The sequence below is a fragment of the Herbaspirillum chlorophenolicum genome (assembly GCF_001189955.1).
GTDB classification, from domain to species: domain Bacteria; phylum Pseudomonadota; class Gammaproteobacteria; order Burkholderiales; family Burkholderiaceae_D; genus Herbaspirillum; species Herbaspirillum chlorophenolicum.
Genome location: NZ_LFLT01000001.1, coordinates 178382 through 197323, shown reverse-complemented (window position 1 = coordinate 197323; position 18942 = coordinate 178382). Strand labels below are relative to the sequence as shown.

The following is an 18942-nucleotide window of genomic DNA, read 5'->3' as shown; positions in this document are numbered from 1 at the left end:
CGTTGTGCTTTTGGCCGCATGCCCGGCAAAAGGTGCGGCCACGGCGCATAATGAAGCACCCATCATCGCAAGACGCCAGGAGACCGCCATGGATAAAGCCACTCTCGCCGCCTATGACGGCAATGCCGCCGGCTTCGCGCAGGACTGGCACGAACAGCCTGCACCGGACGACCTGCACTCTATCGTGCGCCAATATTTCGTCCCCGGTGCCTGTGCCGACATCGGCTGCGGCAGCGGCCGCGAGGTCGGCTGGCTGGATGCCAACGGTTTTACCTCACATGGCTACGACGCCTCCGAAGGCTTGCTGGCGGAGGCCCGCCGGCGCTATCCGCAATCCCGCTTCACGCATGCGGCCCTGCCCGAGCTTGCCGGGATCGCCGATGCCAGCTTCGACAACGTGCTGTGCGAAACGGTGATCATGCACCTGCCCGCAGAAGACATCGCGCCATCGGTATCGCGCCTGCAATCCATCCTCAAACCTGGTGGCGTACTCTATCTCAGCTGGCGCGTCACCAACGACGGCGACCAGCGCGACAAGCACGAACGGCTGTACGCCTCCTTCGATACCGGCCTGGTGCGCGGCGCATTGCAGGGTTGCGCGCTGCTGCTGGATGAGGAAGTGGTCAGCGCTTCCTCGGGCAAGGTAATTCACCGCCTGGTTGCGAAGAAGGCGGCCTGACGTCCGCCGTCGCCGGCAAAAAAAAAAGCGCGGCCGTAGCCGCGCTGAAAATAACGCCTCGGAGATCAAACAGACTTCGTGTACATCCTTACTTCACCTTCCCCAACAAGTTGTAGATACTGGAAAAATCCAGCTTGCCCGCACCGTTCTTGCTATGGATGTCGTACAGGTTGCGCGCTGCCGCGCCCAGCGGAATTGCGCTGCCGGTCGCCAATGCGTTTTCCTCCGCCAGGCCCAGGTCCTTCAACATCAGGTCGACGCCGAAACCACCGGCATAATCCTTCGAGGCCGGCGCAGTGTCCATGACGCCCGGGCACGGGTTGTAGACTTCCAGCGTCCAGTTGCGGCCCGAGCTCTTGGACATGATCTCGGACAGCACCTTGGGATCCATGCCGTTGGCCACGCCCAGGCGGATCGCCTCGGAGGTGCCGATCATCAGAATCCCCAGCAGCATGTTGTTGCACACCTTGACGGTCTGGCCGCTGCCGCTCTCGCCTGCGTGGTAGATCGCCTTGCCCATTTTCTGCAGGTAAGGCTGCGCCGCTTCGAAAGCCTTCTTGCCGCCCCCGACCATGAAGGTCAGCGTGCCGGCAGCGGCGCCGTTGGTGCCGCCCGATACCGGCGCATCCAGCATCTCGAAGCCGCGGGCGGCGGCCGCTGCCGCCACCTTGCGCGCCGCTTCCGGCGCGATGGTGGAGCAGTCGATCAGCAAGGCGCCTGGGCGGGCAGCGGCCAGCAAGCCCTTGTCGCCCAGATACAGCGACTCCACGTGCTTGCTGGCTGGCAGCATGGTGATGACCACATCGGCCTTGGCCACCGCCGCCATGGAATCGGCTTCGGTCTTGCCGCCGGCTTCCACCAGCTTGTCGACGCTGGCCTTGACCAGGTCGTGGCCGCTGACCGAGAAGCCGGCCTTGACCAGGTTCTGCGCCATCGGCAAGCCCATGTTGCCCAGGCCGATGAATACGATGTTGGCGCTCATGGCTGCCTCCTTACTTCAGCGAGATGGTGGTGTTGACCTGGCCGGCTGCCTCGTCCGGCGCATACCAGCGCGAGGTGACGGTCTTGGTCTGGGTCCAGAAAGTCACGGCCTGCTTGCCGTTGGGGCCGAGGTCGCCCAGCTTGGAAGCGCGCGAACCGGTGAAGCTGAAGTAGGCCACCGGCACGGGAATAGGCACGTTGATGCCGACCTGGCCGACGTCGATCTCGTTCTGGAACTTGCGCGCGGCATAGCCCGAGCTGGTGAAGATCGAGGTGCCGTTGCCGTTGGGGTTGGCGTTGATGAAAGCGATCGCCTCGTCCAGCGTGTCGACTTCGACAATGCACATTGCCGGGCCGAAGATTTCCTGGGTGTAGATGTCCATGCCGGGCTTGACGCCGGTAAACACGGTGGGGCCGACGAAGTTGCCGTTCTCGCTGCCGGCCACCTTGAAGTTGCGGCCGTCCAGCAGCAGCTTGGCGCCCTGCTCCACGCCGCGGCCGATCAGGCGCTCGACGCGCTCCTTGGCAGCCTTGGAAACCAGCGGGCCGACATCGGCCTTGCGGTCGCTGCCCGGGCCGACCTTCATGGCCTTGGAGCGCTCGACGATCTCGGGGATCCATTCGCGGCTCTTGCCCACCAGCACCACCACCGAATTGGCCATGCAGCGCTGGCCGGCGGCGCCGAAGGCCGCACCCAGCAGGTTGTTGATGGCATGGTCCTTGGGGGCATCGGGCAGCACGATGCAGTGGTTCTTGGCGCCCATCATGCACTGCGCGCGCTTGCCGGCTTCGCTGGAGCGGCGATAGATATGGGTGCCGACATGGGTCGAACCGATGAAGGAGACCGCCTTGATGTCGGGATGGTCGCAGATCATGTTGGCCACATCCGGGCCGCCATGCACCACGTTCAACACGCCCGGCGGCAGGCCGGCCTGGTTGGCCAGCTCGACCAGGAACAGCGAAGAGGTCGGGTCCTGTTCGGAGGGCTTGAGCACGAAGGTGTTGCCGCAGGCGACTGCGATGGGGAACATGAAGCAAGGCAGCATCACCGGAAAGTTGAACGCGGTGATGCCCGCGCCCACGCCCAGCGGCTGGTAGAGGGTGTAGACGTCGACGCCGCCGGCCACGTTCTCGGCCATCTCGCCCAACTGCAGCGAGGTGATCGAGCAGGCGTGTTCCACCACTTCCAGGCCGCGCATGACTTCGCCTTCGGCATCCGGCAGGGTCTTGCCGTGCTCGCGGGTGATCAGTTCGGCCAGCGGGGCAATGTTTTCGCGCAGCAGTTGCTGGAACTTGAGCATGATGCGCATGCGCTGCGCCAGCGAGGTGTTGCGCCAAGTCTTGAAGGCTTCCTTGGCGTTGGCAACGGCGCGGTCGACTTCTTCCTTGGTGGCGAACGGCACGCGCGCCACCACTTCCTGCGTCGCAGGGTTGAGCACGTCGCGCCACTCCTTGGAAGTCGACTGCACCTTCTCGCCGTTGAGATAAAGGGGAACGTTGGGGATGTTGGCTTGGCTCATGATGCGGTTTCCATTAGTAAGGCTGAGAAGAAAAGCCGGGGCGGCGTGGAGATGAAGGGCCGCACAGCCCCGGAATAAACGTAAGGCTTATTGCTTGACCAGCGGGCAGGCGGCGTCCATCGGGCGGAACGCCTGCTGGGCCGGGATCACCGACAGCAGTTTCAGGTAATCCCACGGCGCCTTGGATTCAGCCGGCGATTTCACCTGGTACAGGTACATATCGTGGATCACACGGCCGTCGGGACGGATCGAGGCATTGCGCATGACCACGTCGGAGATCGGGATCTCGCGCATCTTTTGCGACACCACTTTCCAGTCGGAAGTCTTGGCGGCGGCGCGCGCCTTCAGGAAGTGATAGACGCTGGAATACACGCCGGCCTGCACCATGGTCGGCTTGTTGTTCTTGAACTGGGTTTCGAAGCGCTTGGAGAACGCGCGCGTCTGCTCGTCGTAATCCCAGTAGAAACCATCGGTATAAACCAGGCCCTGCGCCGCATCCAGGCCCAGCGCGTGGACATCGGACAGGAACACCAGCAATGCCACCAGGCGCTGGTCCTTGCCGCCCACCGAGAAAGAGCGCGCCTGCTTGATGGCGTTGACCACGTCGGTGCCGCCGTCGGCCAGGCCGATGACCTGCGCCTTGGAAGCCTGCGCCTGCAACAGGAAGGAAGAGAAATCAGAAGCATTGAGCGGATGGCGCACCGAACCCACCACGGTGCCGCCATTGGCCTTGACCACGTCGGAGGCGTCCTTCTCCAGCGAATGGCCGAAGGCGTAGTCCACCGTGACGAAGTACCAGGACTTGTTGCCCAGCTTGGTCAGCGCAGCCGCTGCGCCGGCCGCTTGCGAGTAGGTGTCGAACATCCAGTGGAAACCGTTGGTCGCGCATTCCGCTGTGGTCAGGGCGCCGGTGGCCGGGCCGCTGTACATGGCGATGCCGCCCTTTTCCTTGATCAGCTTCTGCACCGCCAGCGCCACCGAGGAGTTGGTCAGGTCGGCGATGGCCTCGACCTTGTCGCGGTCCAGCCATTCGCGGGCGCGGGTCACGCCCACGTCCGGCTTGTTCTGGTTGTCGGCCGACAGGATGTCGATCTTCATGCCCTTGCATTCGGCCTTGAGGCAGTCTTCCACCGCCATCTTGGCGGCTACCACCGAGCCCTGGCCGCCCATGGCGGAATACGGGCCGGACATGTCGGTCAGGATGCCGATCTTGACGGTGTTGGCGTCTTGCGCCGCGGCCGGGACAGACATGCCGAACAGGGAAATCGCACAGGTAACTGCTGCAGCCATGACAGAACGGCCGAATACGCTCTTACGCATTTTGTCTCCTTGATGTTGTCGTTTTTATCGGCTGCGCCTGGCGTTGCATGGACGCCAGGTCGTGCCGCATTCCTCCTTGCCGATGGAAAGCCTGCTTCCTCATCAGCAAGCCTTATTTTGCATGTGCGTTAATATCGATACAATAAACATAAATCCAAAATGCTTTTGCATCAGCGCACAACAGCAATAGCGAAACAATTATCAGGAGACCACATGCTGGACTGGGACAACCTCAGGATCTTCCTCGAACTCACGCGCAGCCAGGGGCTGGTGGATGCCGCCAAGAAGCTGGGCATCGACCACTCGACCGTGTCGCGCCGCATGAAGCGCTTCGAGGAACAGGTCGGCAGCCAACTGTTCGACCGCAACAACCACGGCTACAAACTGACTGCCGAAGGCTATCGGCTGGTGGAATATGCCGAAAAGATAGAAAGCACCGTCTATGCCGCCGCCGAAGAGCTGGGCGGGCACAACAGCAAGCTCTCCGGCCAGGTGCGGCTGGGCGCCACCGAAGGCTTCGGCACCTTTGTGCTGGCACCGCATATCGCCCACTTCTGCGCGCGCAACCCGCACATCACGGTGGACATGCTGCCGATGCCGCGCTTCGTCAACCTGTCCAAGCATGAGGCGGACATCAGCGTCTCCATCGAGCGCCCGCTGTCCGGTAATTACGTGGTCACAAAACTGTCGGACTATGTGCTGAAGCTCTACGCCACCCGCGATTACCTGCAGCGGCATGCGCCGATCGCCAGCGTCGCCGACCTGGAACGGCACAACTTCATCGGTTACATTGATGATCTGGTGTTCAGCGAGGAATTGCGCTACAAGGACACGGTCGCCCCCGACTCCTTCCGCGCCTTCCGCAGCACCAGCGTGGTGGCGCAATACACCGCCGCCTGCAGCGGCAACGCGCTGGCCATCCTGCCCTGCTTCCTGGCCCAGCAGTCGGAACAGCTGGTGCCGGTGCTGGAGCACGAGATTGCCATCACCCGCACCTTCTGGCTGGTCGCCTCCAGCGAACAGCGGCATGTGGCCCGCGTCTCGGCCTTATGGCGCTACCTGCGCGAATGCGTGGAGATGAACCGCGATTATTTGATGGGCGACTCGCGTCAGATGCAGTGGTTATCCTGACGGCAGCGCCCCTAATTGGTTTTCACACCGGACTGAGAGCCGGCCCTTACCCTCCTAGGAGATGAAAATGGCAGCGAAGAAAATCCTGTTGTTGACCGGCGATTTTGCCGAGGACTACGAGACCATGGTGCCTTTCCAGGCACTGCAGATGGTCGGCCACACCGTGCATGCGGTATGCCCCGGCAAGAAGGCCGGCGACAAGGTCAAGACCGCCATCCACGATTTCGAAGGCGACCAGACCTATAGCGAAAAACCGGGCCACAACTTTGCCCTCAACGCCAGCTTCGACGAAGTCAGCGCGGCCGGCTACGACGCCCTGGTGGTGGCCGGCGGCCGCGCGCCGGAATACCTGCGGCTGAACCCGAAGGTGATCGAACTGGTGCAAGCATTTGCCAAGGCCGACAAACCCATCGCCGCCGTCTGCCACGGCCCGCAGGTGCTGGCCGCAGCGGGCGTGCTGGAAGGCAAGAAGGTGTCGGCCTACCCGGCTTGCGCGCCGGAAGTGAAGCTGGCCGGCGGCCAGTACGCCGATATCGCGGTGGATGCCGCAGTGACCGATGGCAACCTGGTGACCGCCCCTGCCTGGCCGGCACACCCGGCATGGCTGGCGCAGTTCCTTAAGGTGCTGGGTACCAGGATCGAACTCTGATCCAGCCGTCCCTGACCTGAAAAGCGCATCCAGCCGGATGCGCTTTTTGTTTGCACGTGCTGCCTTGAAGGCAATTTCCCCGCTCCCGCCTTAGAATCCTGTGACCGGGCGCAAAAAACATCGCGCCGGCCACAATATTCCCGCCGCCGATCCGTCTTCCCGGCATGCAGTCGATTTCCAACCACCAAGCGATGAACGACAAAGACAGCGAGATCACCGCCACCGTACTGCGCGAGCGCACGCGGCTGGGCGGGTTCATCCGCCGTCGGGTCGCCGACGCCGGCGAAGCCGAGGACATCCTCCAGGATGTGTTCCACGAGTTCGTCCAGGCCTATCGTTTGCCCGAACCGATCGAGCAGGTCAGCGCATGGCTGTTCCGGGTGGCGCGCAACCGCATCATCGACCGCTTCCGCAAGAAGAAGGAAGAGCCGCTGGCCGATCCCGGCGACGCGGAGGATTTCGATGCCGCTGAAAGCGTGTGGCGGCTGGACCTGGCCTTGCCGGCCACCAGCGATGGCCCGGAAGCGGCGTATGCCCGCTCGGTGCTGCTGGACACCCTGCAACAGGCGCTCGACGAGCTGCCCGAAAAACAACGCGAGGTGTTCGTCGCGCATGAACTCGACGGCATCAGCTTCAAGGAAATGGCGGCCGAAAGCGGCGCCAGCCTCAACACTTTGCTGGCGCGCAAGCGCTATGCGGTCTTGCATCTGCGCAAGCGGCTGCAGGCGATTTATGACGAATTGGAGATGTGATGGATCAAATCAGACCCCCGCGCCGTTTCAGGATGGGTTGGCTGTTCAAGCTTTGCGGCCTGGCGCTATGCGTTGTCGTATTGGGCGGCGCCGTGATGCTGCTGTGGAACCTTGTGGTGCCGCCCATCTTCCCCGGCGCCGCCGAAATCGGCTTCTGGCGCGCACTGGGCTTGCTGGTGTTATGCCGCATCCTGTTCGGCGGTTTTCGCGGCCGCCACGGCTGGCATGAAAAGAAACGCCGCATGCGCGCACGCTGGCAGGCCATGACGCCGGAAGAACGCGAACGGCTGGAGTCGCGCTTCTGCATGTTCGGCCGCAACCGCAAGGGCGAATGAGCATGGGCGCCGCATTCCCGATGCAGGCGGCCAATTGCAAGCAGCCGCCTGGCATCATCGTGCCGCAAGTCAACCTGAAGCGTTGCGAAGGCCGTGCCGACTGCGTGCCGGTATGCCCGGAGAACGTGTTCGAGGTACGCCGCATCGATGACCAGGATTTCAGCGCACTCGGCTTCCTCAATCGCATGAAGCTGCGCGTACACGGCATGCAAGTGGCCTACACGCCCAATGCCGACGCCTGCCGCGCCTGCGGTTTGTGCGTCAAGGCTTGCCCGGAACATGCCATCACGCTGATACGGCGCTAGGCGGCATCCAAAGACGGCCGCAATGGCCAACCCCAGTTCTTCTCCCTCATCCAGACAGGAGGAACCATGCTTGAGCTTCAACCTGCGCGCCGTCCGCGCATTGTCGTCGCCGGCGCCAACAGCCCGACCGGCCGCCTGCTGCTTTTGCTGCTGCGCGACTCGGGCGTCCACGCTACCGCGCTGGTGCGCACGCCGGCCACGCTGGTAGCCGATGAGGTCATTTCCAACTGGACCGGCAATCCGCGCAGCGCCGACGCCATCGCCAATGCCGATGCGGTGGTGCTGCTCACCGGGGTAGTTGGGGCCGACGATTGGAGCGCTTATGAAAGCGGCATGGTAGGCACCGCACGACGGATCGCACAAGCGGTCGGCGCGCGCGGCACCCGGGTAGTGTATTTTTCGTCGCTGCTGGCCGATGCCGCATCCGACAACTGGTACCTCAAGGCCAAAGGCATGGCCGAACAGGTACTCCGGCAATTATCCGGCAGCGTGATCTTCCGTTTGGGTCCGGTGGTGCGCGGCAGCCCGCAGCCGCTGCCCTTCGAACAGGCCTTGCTGCAACAGGCGCCCGATGCGCCGGTAGTGCTGTACGGTGACGAGGGACGCACCAGCCGACCGATCAACCTGGGCGATGTCGCCACGGTAGCCGAATCGGCGGCGCTGGGCGTGGGAAGGCCTGGCATCTATGAATTGGGTGGCCCGGAAGAACACAGCCTGGCGCAATTGGTGAAGCTGGCCAACGGCGCCGAAGTGACCATCCGTACGGCGTCGTTACAGGCACTGGCCAGCCCCACCTTGCAACGCACCGTGCGCGACCTGCTGGCACGCATCTCCGCGCCGCGCGACGCGCAGGCGATGACTGCCACTGCTGCCGAGTTCGGCCTGCGGCTCACGCCGCTGTCGCTGGCCTGGCCGCTGGATGCGGTCGAAGCCTAGGGCCTGTTTTTCTCAGTTCTTGACGATCCACGCCGGACTGCTCTTTTCAAGGAAAGCCCGCAAGCCTTCCTTTCCTTCGTCGGAAGCCCGCAAGTCGGCAATCACGCCGGCGGTGTATTGCGCCAGCTCAGGCGAGACTTTCAGCGGATTGGCCACCTGCACCAGCTGCTTGGCCGCACGCATGGCTTGCGGGCCGTTGCCCAGCAACACATCGAGGGTGTGGTCGACCTTGGCATCGAGCTCCGCGGCCAGCACAACCTCATGCACCAGTCCGATGGCAGCCGCGCGGATGGCCGAGAAGCGTTCGCCCGAAACAAAGTAGCGGCGCGCCTGCGACACGCCCATCTTGGCGACCACATACGGGCTGATGGCCGCCGGTGCGAGTCCGAGCTTGACTTCGGACAGCGCGAAGAAGGCCGCCTCGGATGCGATCGCAATATCGCAGCACGACACCAGGCCCACGCCCCCGCCCATCACCGCACCTTGCACCTTGGCCACCGTGGGCGCGGGAAAGCTGTTGAGCGTTTCCATCAGCAGCGCCAGGTTGCGCGCGTCGCGCAGGTTGTCCTCGCGCGAGGCGTCGGCCATGCGCCGCATCCATGCCAGGTCGGCGCCGGCGGAAAAAGACTTGCCGGTCGAGGCCAGCAACAGTACCCGCGTGCGCGCATCTTCCTTCGCTTGCGTGATCAAGGCGATCAGGTGTGCGATCAGCTTGTCGTCGAAGGCGTTATGCACATCGGGACGGTTCAATGTGATGGTGGCGATGCCGCGCCCATCGATGTCGAGATTTGCTGCCGCTGTCATGTGCGCTCCTGGTTTGTCTCTTGATGTGCCGCCTTGCCGGCGGTCGTCCCGGGCACGCATCCTGGGACCTGTTCAGGATCTCAGGGCGGCCGCTGGGCTGCCGTGCAGGATAGCGCAAAAACAATCAAGCCCGCGATGGCGGGCTCGGCTCTGTCGCTTGAATGTCGATGATGGGCATGCGCGCGGACATGGCGCCTGCGGAAGACATGCCAGAAACAAAAAAGCCCGCTGATGCGGGCTTTTTGTATATTCCTGGCGTCCCCAGGGGGATTCGAACCCCCGTACTCACCGTGAAAGGGTGATGTCCTAGGCCTCTAGACGATGGGGACACGTATCTTGCTTTTATACCTGCGTTGCCTGCTGGGTCACAACGCCGATATTGAAATCTGGCGTCCCCAGGGGGATTCGAACCCCCGTACTCACCGTGAAAGGGTGATGTCCTAGGCCTCTAGACGATGGGGACATACAGGTACTGCTTTTTTCTTCAATCAAGCTTCGCTTGAAATCACCGCCAAACTACTGCGGGTCGCTGGTGGAGGTAAGCGGGATCGAACCGCTGACCTCTTGCATGCCATGCAAGCGCTCTCCCAGCTGAGCTATACCCCCTTGCGAAGAAGCGAGATTATGCAATACCTACTTTCAAAAGACAACACCTTTTTTGAAAAACCCTCATTTATTTTTTAAAGAGTATTTTTCAGGCGCGCCAACACCACATCGCGGCCAAACAATTGCAGCACGGCGTCGATCGCAGGCGTCTGTAATTGCCCTGCCACGATCAGGCGCAGCGGCATGGCCAGCTGCGGCATCTTCAGTTTGTGCGCGGCCAGCACTTCCTTGATCATCGGCGCGATCGCTTCCTTGGTCCATTCGACGGTGGCGCAACGCTGCGCGAATTCGGCCAGCGCCGGCTTGATGGCTTCGGTGATGTGCTGCTCGACCAGCGCCGCTTCCGGCGCCGGCTGGCGGTAGAACATCAGGGCCGCGGCCGCAATCTCGTTGATGGTGTTGGCACGGTCCTTCAACAATCCAATCACCGCATCCAGATCGGGCGCGCCCTCGAAGGAAGCCCCGTCCTTTTCCAGCAGCGGACGCACCAGCGTCGCCAGGCGCGCGTTGTCGGCCAGCTTGATGTAGTGGTTGTTGAGCCAGTTCAGTTTTTCGGGATTGAACTGCGCCGGCGCCTTGGTCAAGTGATCCAGGTCGAACCATTCGCAGAACTGCTGCATCGAGAAGATCTCGTCGTCGCCGTGGCTCCAGCCCAGGCGGGCGAGATAGTTCAGCATCGCTTCCGGCAGGTAGCCTTGCGCCGGATAGTCCATCACGCTCACCGCACCGTGGCGCTTGGACAGCTTCTCGCCATCGGCCCCAAGGATCATCGGCACGTGGCCGTATTCAGGCAGCGTGCCGCCCAGCGCCTTGAGGATGTTGATCTGGCGCGGCGTGTTGTTGACGTGGTCGTCGCCGCGAATGACGTGGGTGATCTTCATGTCCCAGTCGTCCACCACCACGCAGAAGTTATAGGTCGGCGTGCCGTCCGGGCGGGCGATGACCAGGTCGTCCATTTCGCGATTGGAAATCGTGATCGGTCCCTTGACCACGTCGTTCCAGGTGACCTCGCCATCGAGCGGATTCTTGAAGCGCACCACCGGCTTGCGGCCTTCAGGAATGGCCGGCAGGGTCTTGCCCGGCTCCGGACGCCAGGTACCGTCGTAGCGCGGCTTGTCGCCGGCAGCGCGCTGGCGCTCGCGCATGGCTTCGACTTCTTCCGGCGAGCAATAGCAGTAGTAAGCAGTGCCCTGCTCCAGCATCTGCGCCACTACCTCGCGGTAGCGGTCCATGCGCTTCATCTGGTAGAACGGGCCTTCGTCATGCTCCAGGCCGAGCCATTGCATGCCTTCGATGATGGCTTGCACCGCTTCCGGGGTCGAACGCTCCAGGTCGGTGTCTTCGATGCGCAGCACGAAAGTGCCGCCGAAACGGCGGGCATAGGCCCACGAGAACAGCGCGGTGCGGGCGCCGCCCAGGTGCAGGTAGCCGGTGGGACTGGGAGCGAAGCGAGTACGGACAGTGGTTGCGGTCATGGTCGGGGCAGGTAAAAACCAAAACGGCCTTGGCACGCCAAAGCCGTCGAACGGTGAAGGGTCGTCAATCGGAAAACCGGTATTTTACTGCCTTTGAGGGCCGCCACGCCATGCCGGCGCGGCGCCCGGATGCATCGGAACCTGTCTACGCTCACTTCACAGTGATATTGATGGTCTTGGCCATGGCCGGCCCATAGGACTGGTGCGCGCCATTGGCGAACTGGGCGGTCAGCTTGTACTGACCGGGCGGCAGCGTCACTTCGGCCTCGGTCTGTCCCTTGCCGTAGTGCAAATGGGTAGCATCCATGGGGATGACCTCGCCTTCCTTGATCGGCCCCATGTTGATCAGCAAATGATGGTGGCCGGTGCCTTCGATGATTTCAGTGGCGGGATGCACGGTCATTCCGGTGACGCCAAACTTCACCTTGAACGGACTGGAAACGGTGGCGCCATCCTTGGGCTCAAGGATGGAAACCGATTTGTCGGCGGCATACGCTGCCGACGACACCAGGCCGGCCATCAGCAGCGACGCCGCGAACACGCTGTTGAGCAGGCGCGGATAGCGATGGGTAATCATGGGCAATCTCCTTTTATTTAAATGGATGGAACAACGTTCCCCTGCTCATGACCCACATCGTCATCAGTCGTTCTGGATCACGATGCTGGGGAATTTACTGGTCATGTCACGGGCCTTCTCGGCCACTTTGACCGCGACACGGCGCGCAATGTTCTTGTAAATTTCCGCCACCTTGCCATCCGGGTCGGCCACCACGGTGGGGGTGCCGGAATCGGTCTGCTGGCGGATCTCCATGGTCAGCGGCAAGGCGCCCAGGAAATCCACGCCGAAGTCGGCGCACATCCTCTCGCCACCGCCCACGCCGAAGATCGGCTCGGCATGGCCGCAGTTGGAGCACACGTGCATGCTCATGTTCTCGACGATGCCCAGGATCGGGATGCCGACCTTCTCGAACATGCGCAAGCCCTTGCGCGCGTCCAGCAGCGCGATGTCCTGCGGCGTGGTGACGATCACCGCGCCGGTCACCGGCACCTTCTGCGACAGGGTCAGCTGCACGTCGCCGGTGCCGGGCGGCATGTCGACCACGAGGTAGTCCAGGTCGCGCCAGTTGGTCTGGTCCAGCAACTGCTGCAGGGCCTGGGTGACGATGGGGCCGCGCCAGACCATCGGCTCGTCGGGGTCGATCATGAAACCGATCGAGGAAACCTGCAGGCCGTGGTTCTCCAGCGGCTCCATGGTCTTGCCGTCCTTGGTTTCCGGCTGGCCGGAAATGCCCATCATCATCGGCTGCGAAGGGCCGTAGATATCGGCATCCAGGATGCCGACCTGCGCGCCCTCGGCCGCCAGCGCCAGCGCCAGGTTGACCGCGGTGGTGGATTTGCCCACGCCGCCCTTGCCGGAGGCCACGGCGATGATGTTCTTGACGTTGCTCTTCAACTTGATGCCGCGCTGCACCGCATGCGCGACGATCTTGAAATACACGTTGGCCTCGACGCCGGCGACACCCGGCAGCTTGCCCAGCGCATCGGCCACCAGCCGGCGGATCGGTTCGACCTGGCTCCTGGCCGGATAGCCCAGCTCCACGTCCAGCAGCACGCGGCCACCCTCGACGCGGATGTTCTTGGCTTCCTTGCCGCTGATGAGATCGCGGCCGGTATTGGGATCGATCACCTGCAACAGGGCCGCCTTGACTTCTTCCACGGTGATGCTCATTGACTCTCCTTCATGAATGCCGCAAGTCTAAACCAATCGGCCTTTGGCCGCCTCGCGCCCGGCCCTGGAAACCGGCAATTCCCATTTCCAAAGGAGCAACTTCTGCGCTCATTGCGCCGTGGCTGATAGAATGATCGTTTTTCCCTTTCACCTCCGCACAGCCAGCATTGCCAATGAGCACTTCAGCACCCCGCCAACTCTTCGTCACGACCGCACTCCCCTACGCCAACGGCGCGTTCCACATCGGCCACATCATGGAGTACATCCAGGCCGACATCTGGGTCCGGTTCCAGCGAATGCAGGGCAATGAAGTCCATTTCGTCGGCGCCGACGACGCGCACGGGGCGCCGATCATGATCGCGGCCGAAAAGGCCGGCGTGACGCCGCAGCAGTTCGTGGCCAACATCGCTGCCGGACGCAAGCAATACCTGGACGGCTTCCACATCGCCTTCGACAACTGGAGCTCTACCGACAGCCCCGAGAACCACGAACTGTCGCAAGAGATCTACCGCGCCCTGCGCGACGAAGCCAAGCTGATCTCGACCAAGACCATCGACCAGTTCTTCGACCCGGTCAAGAACATGTTCCTGCCGGACCGCTACATCAAGGGCGAGTGCCCCAAGTGCGGCACCAAGGACCAGTACGGCGACTCCTGCGAGAACTGCAGCGCGGTCTATTCGCCGACCGACCTGAAGAATCCGTACTCGACCCTGTCGGGCGCGACGCCGGTGATGAAGTCGTCCGAGCACTTCTTCTTCAAGCTGTCGGACCCAAAGTGCGTGGCCTTCCTGCGCGAATGGGCGCTGGACAACAATCGCCTGCAGCCGGAAGTGGCCAACAAGTGCCGCGAATGGCTGGACGGCGAAGGCGGCCTGGGCGACTGGGACATTTCCCGCGACGCCCCCTACTTCGGCATCGAGATCCCGGACGCGCCGGGCAAGTACTTCTACGTCTGGCTGGACGCGCCGATCGGCTACCTGGCCTCGCTGAAGAACTACTTCAGCAAGACCGGCCGCGACTTCGACGCCTTCATGGCCGATGACAAGACCGAGCAGTTCCACTTCATCGGCAAGGACATCACCTACTTCCACACGCTGTTCTGGCCCGCCATGCTCAAGTTCGCCGGCCGCAAGACGCCGACCAACGTGTTCGCCCACGGCTTCATCACCGTCTCCGGCGAAAAGATGTCGAAGTCGCGCGGCACCGGCATCTCGCCGCTGCGCTACCTCGATATCGGCATGAACCCGGAATGGCTGCGCTATTACATCGCCGCCAAGCTCAACGCCAAGGTGGAAGACGTCGACTTCAACCCGGACGACTTCGTCGCCCGCGTCAATGCCGACCTGATCGGCAAGTACGTCAACATCGCCAGCCGCGCGGCCGGCTTCATCGCCAAGCGCTTCGACGGCCGTGTCTCCACCCAGTGGGCGACCGGCGACGACGCTTTCCTCGCCAAGCTACGCGGCGTGGCCGGCGACATCCGCTCGCTGTACGAGCAGCGCGAATACGGCAAGGCCCTGCGCCTGGTGATGGAACAAGCCGACGCCATCAACGCCTACGTCGACGCCAACAAGCCGTGGGAACTGGCCAAGGACACCGCCCGCGACGCGCAACTGCACGAAGTCTGCAGCCGCCTGCTGGAAGCCTTCCGCATCCTGACCGTCTATCTGAAACCGGTGCTGCCGCAACTGGCTGCGCAAGTGGAATCCTTCCTCAACGTGCAGCCCTTCCAGTGGAGCGACGTCAGTGCGCCGCTGGCCGACGGCCACGTGATCAACGCCTACGCGCACCTGATGCAACGCGTCGACCCGAAGATGCTGGATGCGTTGTTCGACGCCCCTGAACCTGCTGCCGCCGCACCTGCTGCAGCAGAGAGCGGCATCGAAGAGCTGGCGCCGGAAATCTCCATCGACGACTTCGCCAAGGTCGACCTGCGCATCGCCAAGATCGTCAACTGCGAAGCAGTGGAAGGCTCGACCAAGCTGCTGCGCCTGACGCTGGACGCCGGCGAAGGCAAAACCCGCAACGTGTTCTCCGGCATCGCCTCGGCCTACAAGCCGGAAGAGCTGGTCGGCAAGCTGACCGTGATGGTGGCCAACCTGGCGCCGCGCAAGATGAAGTTCGGCATCTCCGAAGGCATGGTGCTGGCGGCGTCGGCCAAGGATGAGAAGGCCAATCCGGGCATCTATGTACTCACCCCGTGGCCCGGCGCGGAACCGGGCATGCGCGTGCGCTGATCGGCAAGTGCCTGCAATACGGGAAGACCAGACGACGCCATGGAACTGCTGATACGCGAAGCCACCTCTGAAGATGCCCTGCTGATTGCGGAACTGACCCGCACCAGCTGGGCCAACAAGGTGGCTCCGAATTCGTCCGGCCACCGCGAGGAGCCGGACCACGTCATCGAAGACCTGCAGCATGGCGGCGCCTTCATCCTGCTACGCGGGGAAATTCCCGCCGGCTCGGTGCGCTGGCTGCCGCTGGATACCGAACGGGATGTCTGGGAAATCCGCCGCATGGGCATCTCGCCCGCCTTCCGCGGCGAACGCCTCTCGCAGCACCTGATGGAAGCGCTAATCCACCGCGCCCAGGCCGCCGATGTGCGCGAGCTGCGGCTGGCCGTGCGTACCGACCAGGCGCAACTGGTCGACCTGTATGCCGCCTTCGGCTTCGAAATCGCCCCCGAACTCGAATACACCCGCGCCAACCCGAACGAAGCGCCGCCTATCGTGATGCGCCGGGTAATGCGGTACTGAGCCGGACGGCTCTCCCTCGATCAAAAGCGACGCCTGGCGTCGCTTTTTTTCTGGCGCAATGCATGCAGCCCGGCGCATGGCAGCAGGCGTCAAGCCCCACCCTGTGCGGGATGAATCCTGCCGCTTCCCTCCCTCAAAAATCCTCAGAACATTCGTTCATCAAGCCGTAACAAAAGCTCATTACTATCCCCAACTGCTGCAGAGCCACATCGATAAGCCTTTACTTATCGCATCAATTTCATTATTGTTACAAACGTTCAATATTAATGATCATTCGTTCAAGCGAGAAAAATGGCTAACGGGGAACGCCAGGAAACAGCGTACATGGCCGTGCGCGTAGCGCGCCTGTATTACTTCCAGAACATGACCACTGCCGCGATCGCCGAGGAAATCGGCACTTCGCGCGCTACGGTGTCGCGCCTGCTGTCCTATGCACTGGACCGCGGCCTGGTGGAAATCCGCGTGCACGATCCGCAGGAAGTCTCCGGCAACCTCGAAACCGCCATCGCCGAACGCTACCAGTTGCGCTCGATCCAGGTGGTGCCGGTCTCGGCCGCCGCCACCGAGAAGGAAACCCTGCAGCGCGTGGCCGGACATGCCGCCGCCTATGTCAGTTCGCTGGTGGCGCCGTCCACCGTGATCGGCCTGGCCTGGGGCACCACCGTGGCCGAAATCGCCGACAGGCTGCTGCCCAAGCACGTCCATGATGTCGACGTGGTGCAGTTGAACGGCTCCGGCACCGGCCTCAATTTCGTCAATACCATCGGCGAATCCATCGTCTCGCGCTTCGCGCAGAACTACGGCGCGCGCGCCCACCATTTCCCGGTGCCGGCCTTTTTCGACTACGCCGACACCCGCACCGCGCTGTGGCGCGAAAGAAGCATCAAATCCATCCGCGCGCTGCAGGACAGCGCTTCCATCCTGCTGTTCTCCATCGGCGCCGAAGCCACCGGCAGCCACGTCCATACCGGCGGCTATTTATCCGACGAAGAGCGCAAGCTGATCCGGGAAGAAGGCCTGGTAGGCGATATCGCCACCGTGTTCTTCCGCGAAGACGGCAGCTGGCGCGACGTCGCACTCAACGCGCGCAGCAGCGGCCCCGACATGGATTGCTTCCAGCGCGCCGCGCATTCGATCTGCGTGGTGTCGGGCCGCGGCAAGATCCCGGGCCTGCGCGCAGCGCTGCAAGGCGGCTTCATCAATGAACTGGTGATCGACGAGCCGAGCGCACGCCTGCTGGTGGAACAGATCCGCGCAGCCGACGGCAAGGAAAGCACGACATGAATACCAACCACCTTTACGACATCCTGGTGATCGGCGGCGGCATCAATGGCGCCGGCGTGGCGCGCGATGCCGCCGGACGCGGCCTGTCGGTGGCCTTGTGCGAACAGGCCGACTTCGCCGGCGCGACCTCCTCGGCCAGCACCAAGCTGATCCATGGCGGCCTGCGCTATCTCGAATACTACGAATTCCGGCTGGTGGCCGAAGCGCTGTCCGAACGCGAACACCTGCTCGACATCGCCCCGCACATCGCCTGGCCGCTGCGCTTCGTCATGCCGCACGTGGCCGGCCTGCGCCCGCGCTGGATGATCCGCCTGGGCCTCTGGCTGTACGACCACATCGGCGGCCGCATCAGCCTGCCCAAATCGAGGGGCGTGCATCTGAACCGCATGGTGCATCCCAGCGGCCTGAAAAAGAGCATCACGCGCGGCTTCGCCTATTCCGATGCCTGGGTCGACGATGCCCGGCTGGTCATCTTCAACCTGCTCTCCGCACAGGAGTACGGCGCCGAAATCATGGCGCGCACCCGCCTGGTCGATGCGCAGCGCAGCGAATCCCAGGACGGCGGCGACAACCGCTGGGTCTGCACGCTGGAAAACACCCGCACCGGCGAACGCAGCACCGTGCAGGCGCGCGCCATCGTCAATACGGCCGGTCCCTGGGTGGCCAAAATGGATCATCTGCTCAATGCAAGCCCCGGCGACCAGGCCAAGCACGCCGCCGTCAAGCTGGTGCGCGGCAGCCATATCGTGGTGCCGCGCCTGTTCGACGGTGAACACGCCTACATCCTGCAGAACGATGACAAGCGCATCGTCTTCATGATTCCTTATGAAGAACGCTACACCCTGATCGGCACCACCGACGTCCCGCAAGAAAACATGGACCACGGCGCGCAGATCAGCGCCGAGGAAGAGGCCTACCTGCTGCGCGCGGTCAACCAATACCTGGCACACCCGATCAACGAACGGGACATCGCCTGGCGCTACGCCGGCGTGCGTCCGCTGTTCGACGACGAATCCGACAATCCGTCGGCCGTCACCCGCGACTACACGCTGGTGCTGCAGTCCGAACGCGAACTGCCCTGCGTCTCGGTCTACGGCGGCAAGATCACTACCTACCGCCGCCTGGCCGAGTCGGTCATGGACAAGCTGGCGCCCTGGATGGAAAGCCGCGCGCACCGCGCCTCCTGGACCGCGACCGAGGCCCTGCCCGGCGCCAAGTTCAAGCGCGCCGACCGGGCCGACGAAGTGGCACGGTTGCAAAAGAAGTATGCGCAGCTCGATGCCGCCTATCTGGCGCGCCTGTTTTCCCGCCACGGCTTGAAGAGCCACAGCATCCTGCGGGAAGCACAAACCTCCGCCGAACTGGGACGCGATTTCGGCGGCGGACTGCGGCAGCGCGAAGTGGAATACCTGGCCGTGCATGAATGGGCCTGCGAAGCCGACGATGTGTTGTGGCGCCGCACCAAGTGCGGCCTGCACATGACCGAACAGCAGCGGCAGGAGTTCAAGGCCTGGTTTACCGAATTCAGCGTCAACCGCTTTTGCCCGAGCCGCATGCAGGCCAAGAACGATTGAGCAGGATTTCACGCCGCGCGTGAAAACGATTACAGCCGTTCAGCGCAGTCCTGCTGCAATGAACGGATCAGCACCAAGAGACACCGACCGAATAGCAAGGGGAACG

At 63.0% G+C, this 18942-nt stretch carries 18 protein-coding genes and 3 tRNA genes; 11 read left to right on the top strand and 10 right to left on the bottom strand.

Annotated features, from left to right (window positions below):
* Nucleotides 1-88 precede the first annotated feature (88 nt).
* Complete coding sequence (locus tag AKL28_RS00935) at nucleotides 89-679, top strand: class I SAM-dependent methyltransferase (protein ID WP_050466172.1); 591 nt, start codon at nucleotides 89-91, stop codon at nucleotides 677-679.
* Between the two features lie 88 nt (nucleotides 680-767).
* Here the strand turns inward: AKL28_RS00935 and mmsB are convergent, their stop codons facing one another.
* The 3 genes from mmsB to AKL28_RS00920 all read right to left on the bottom strand — a co-directional run bounded on the left by mmsB (nucleotide 768) and on the right by AKL28_RS00920 (nucleotide 4500).
* Entirely contained in the window at nucleotides 768-1661 is an 894-nt protein-coding gene (gene mmsB, locus AKL28_RS00930; protein ID WP_050466171.1) for a 3-hydroxyisobutyrate dehydrogenase, read from the bottom strand.
* Nucleotides 1662-1671: 10 nt separating this feature from the next.
* The gene (locus AKL28_RS00925; RefSeq protein ID WP_050466170.1) at nucleotides 1672-3180 is read right to left on the bottom strand and encodes a CoA-acylating methylmalonate-semialdehyde dehydrogenase; all 1509 of its coding nucleotides are present in this window, start codon (nucleotides 3178-3180) and stop codon (nucleotides 1672-1674) included.
* Between the two features lie 87 nt (nucleotides 3181-3267).
* On the bottom strand, nucleotides 3268-4500 hold the full coding sequence (locus tag AKL28_RS00920) for an ABC transporter substrate-binding protein (protein ID WP_050466169.1): 1233 nt from the start codon (nucleotides 4498-4500) through the stop codon (nucleotides 3268-3270).
* Between the two features lie 213 nt (nucleotides 4501-4713).
* Between AKL28_RS00920 and AKL28_RS00915 the strand changes: the two genes are divergently transcribed.
* The 6 genes from AKL28_RS00915 (at nucleotide 4714) to AKL28_RS00890 (ending at nucleotide 8608) form a co-directional block, all read left to right on the top strand.
* Nucleotides 4714-5631: a LysR family transcriptional regulator gene (locus tag AKL28_RS00915; RefSeq protein WP_050466168.1), complete on the top strand. Its 918-nt coding sequence runs from the start codon at nucleotides 4714-4716 to the stop codon at nucleotides 5629-5631.
* Between the two features lie 67 nt (nucleotides 5632-5698).
* Nucleotides 5699-6280 carry a DJ-1/PfpI family protein gene (locus tag AKL28_RS00910; protein WP_050466167.1) on the top strand — a complete coding sequence of 194 codons (582 nt, stop codon included), beginning with the start codon at nucleotides 5699-5701 and terminating at the stop codon, nucleotides 6278-6280.
* Nucleotides 6281-6471: 191 nt separating this feature from the next.
* Nucleotides 6472-7032 carry an RNA polymerase sigma factor gene (locus AKL28_RS00905; protein WP_156226197.1) on the top strand — a complete coding sequence of 187 codons (561 nt, stop codon included), beginning with the start codon at nucleotides 6472-6474 and terminating at the stop codon, nucleotides 7030-7032.
* The gene (locus AKL28_RS00900) at nucleotides 7032-7367 is read left to right on the top strand and encodes a hypothetical protein (protein ID WP_050466165.1); all 336 of its coding nucleotides are present in this window, start codon (nucleotides 7032-7034) and stop codon (nucleotides 7365-7367) included. The genes AKL28_RS00905 and AKL28_RS00900 overlap by 1 nt, the downstream gene beginning before the upstream one ends.
* Before the next feature lie 2 nt (nucleotides 7368-7369).
* A complete protein-coding gene (locus AKL28_RS00895; protein WP_231602293.1) occupies nucleotides 7370-7672 on the top strand; it encodes a 4Fe-4S binding protein in 303 nt (100 codons plus the stop codon).
* 66 nt (nucleotides 7673-7738) lie between these two features.
* Complete coding sequence (locus tag AKL28_RS00890; RefSeq protein ID WP_050466163.1) at nucleotides 7739-8608, top strand: SDR family oxidoreductase; 870 nt, start codon at nucleotides 7739-7741, stop codon at nucleotides 8606-8608.
* A gap of 12 nt (nucleotides 8609-8620) precedes the next feature.
* On the opposite strand, the gene AKL28_RS00885 is transcribed toward AKL28_RS00890, so the two are convergent.
* The 7 genes from AKL28_RS00885 to apbC all read right to left on the bottom strand — a co-directional run bounded on the left by AKL28_RS00885 (nucleotide 8621) and on the right by apbC (nucleotide 13222).
* Nucleotides 8621-9412, bottom strand: coding sequence for an enoyl-CoA hydratase-related protein (locus tag AKL28_RS00885; protein WP_050466162.1), 792 nt, complete (start codon nucleotides 9410-9412; stop codon nucleotides 8621-8623).
* A 253-nt stretch (nucleotides 9413-9665) separates the two neighbouring features.
* A tRNA-Glu gene (locus AKL28_RS00880) sits at nucleotides 9666-9741 on the bottom strand.
* Nucleotides 9742-9799: 58 nt separating this feature from the next.
* A tRNA-Glu gene (locus AKL28_RS00875) sits at nucleotides 9800-9875 on the bottom strand.
* A gap of 67 nt (nucleotides 9876-9942) precedes the next feature.
* Nucleotides 9943-10018: transfer RNA gene (locus tag AKL28_RS00870), tRNA-Ala, on the bottom strand.
* Between the two features lie 74 nt (nucleotides 10019-10092).
* Nucleotides 10093-11493, bottom strand: a complete 1401-nt coding sequence (gene gltX, locus AKL28_RS00865; protein ID WP_050466161.1) for a glutamate--tRNA ligase — start codon at nucleotides 11491-11493, stop codon at nucleotides 10093-10095.
* A gap of 151 nt (nucleotides 11494-11644) precedes the next feature.
* Nucleotides 11645-12070, bottom strand: coding sequence for a DUF4399 domain-containing protein (locus AKL28_RS00860; RefSeq protein WP_050466160.1), 426 nt, complete (start codon nucleotides 12068-12070; stop codon nucleotides 11645-11647).
* Between the two features lie 63 nt (nucleotides 12071-12133).
* Nucleotides 12134-13222, bottom strand: a complete 1089-nt coding sequence (apbC, locus tag AKL28_RS00855; RefSeq protein WP_050466159.1) for an iron-sulfur cluster carrier protein ApbC — start codon at nucleotides 13220-13222, stop codon at nucleotides 12134-12136.
* A 173-nt stretch (nucleotides 13223-13395) separates the two neighbouring features.
* Between apbC and metG the strand changes: the two genes are divergently transcribed.
* The 4 genes from metG (at nucleotide 13396) to glpD (ending at nucleotide 18836) form a co-directional block, all read left to right on the top strand.
* Complete coding sequence (gene metG / locus AKL28_RS00850; RefSeq protein WP_050466158.1) at nucleotides 13396-15459, top strand: methionine--tRNA ligase; 2064 nt, start codon at nucleotides 13396-13398, stop codon at nucleotides 15457-15459.
* A gap of 39 nt (nucleotides 15460-15498) precedes the next feature.
* Nucleotides 15499-15978 carry a GNAT family N-acetyltransferase gene (locus AKL28_RS00845; RefSeq protein WP_050466157.1) on the top strand — a complete coding sequence of 160 codons (480 nt, stop codon included), beginning with the start codon at nucleotides 15499-15501 and terminating at the stop codon, nucleotides 15976-15978.
* A gap of 291 nt (nucleotides 15979-16269) precedes the next feature.
* The gene (locus AKL28_RS00840; RefSeq protein ID WP_050466156.1) at nucleotides 16270-17262 is read left to right on the top strand and encodes a sugar-binding transcriptional regulator; all 993 of its coding nucleotides are present in this window, start codon (nucleotides 16270-16272) and stop codon (nucleotides 17260-17262) included.
* On the top strand, nucleotides 17259-18836 hold the full coding sequence (gene glpD, locus AKL28_RS00835; protein WP_050466155.1) for a glycerol-3-phosphate dehydrogenase: 1578 nt from the start codon (nucleotides 17259-17261) through the stop codon (nucleotides 18834-18836). The genes AKL28_RS00840 and glpD overlap by 4 nt, the downstream gene beginning before the upstream one ends.
* Nucleotides 18837-18942 lie beyond the last annotated feature (106 nt).

Bases quoted from the DNA above. Each gene is read 5' to 3' on its own strand.
- AKL28_RS00845 (WP_050466157.1), top strand. From the start codon at position 15,499: ATGGAACTGCTGATACGCGAAGCCACCTCTGAAGATGCCCTGCTGATT.
- AKL28_RS00900 (WP_050466165.1), top strand. From the start codon at position 7,032: ATGGATCAAATCAGACCCCCGCGCCGTTTCAGGATGGGTTGGCTGTTC.
- AKL28_RS00935 (WP_050466172.1), top strand. From the start codon at position 89: ATGGATAAAGCCACTCTCGCCGCCTATGACGGCAATGCCGCCGGCTTC.
- AKL28_RS00895 (WP_231602293.1), top strand. From the start codon at position 7,370: ATGGGCGCCGCATTCCCGATGCAGGCGGCCAATTGCAAGCAGCCGCCT.
- glpD (WP_050466155.1), top strand. From the start codon at position 17,259: ATGAATACCAACCACCTTTACGACATCCTGGTGATCGGCGGCGGCATC.
- AKL28_RS00910 (WP_050466167.1), top strand. From the start codon at position 5,699: ATGGCAGCGAAGAAAATCCTGTTGTTGACCGGCGATTTTGCCGAGGAC.
- AKL28_RS00915 (WP_050466168.1), top strand. From the start codon at position 4,714: ATGCTGGACTGGGACAACCTCAGGATCTTCCTCGAACTCACGCGCAGC.
- AKL28_RS00905 (WP_156226197.1), top strand. From the start codon at position 6,472: ATGAACGACAAAGACAGCGAGATCACCGCCACCGTACTGCGCGAGCGC.
- metG (WP_050466158.1), top strand. From the start codon at position 13,396: ATGAGCACTTCAGCACCCCGCCAACTCTTCGTCACGACCGCACTCCCC.
- AKL28_RS00860 (WP_050466160.1), bottom strand. From the start codon at position 12,070: ATGATTACCCATCGCTATCCGCGCCTGCTCAACAGCGTGTTCGCGGCG.
- apbC (WP_050466159.1), bottom strand. From the start codon at position 13,222: ATGAGCATCACCGTGGAAGAAGTCAAGGCGGCCCTGTTGCAGGTGATC.
- mmsB (WP_050466171.1), bottom strand. From the start codon at position 1,661: ATGAGCGCCAACATCGTATTCATCGGCCTGGGCAACATGGGCTTGCCG.
- AKL28_RS00920 (WP_050466169.1), bottom strand. From the start codon at position 4,500: ATGCGTAAGAGCGTATTCGGCCGTTCTGTCATGGCTGCAGCAGTTACC.
- AKL28_RS00840 (WP_050466156.1), top strand. From the start codon at position 16,270: ATGGCTAACGGGGAACGCCAGGAAACAGCGTACATGGCCGTGCGCGTA.
- AKL28_RS00890 (WP_050466163.1), top strand. From the start codon at position 7,739: ATGCTTGAGCTTCAACCTGCGCGCCGTCCGCGCATTGTCGTCGCCGGC.
- AKL28_RS00885 (WP_050466162.1), bottom strand. From the start codon at position 9,412: ATGACAGCGGCAGCAAATCTCGACATCGATGGGCGCGGCATCGCCACC.
- AKL28_RS00925 (WP_050466170.1), bottom strand. From the start codon at position 3,180: ATGAGCCAAGCCAACATCCCCAACGTTCCCCTTTATCTCAACGGCGAG.
- gltX (WP_050466161.1), bottom strand. From the start codon at position 11,493: ATGACCGCAACCACTGTCCGTACTCGCTTCGCTCCCAGTCCCACCGGC.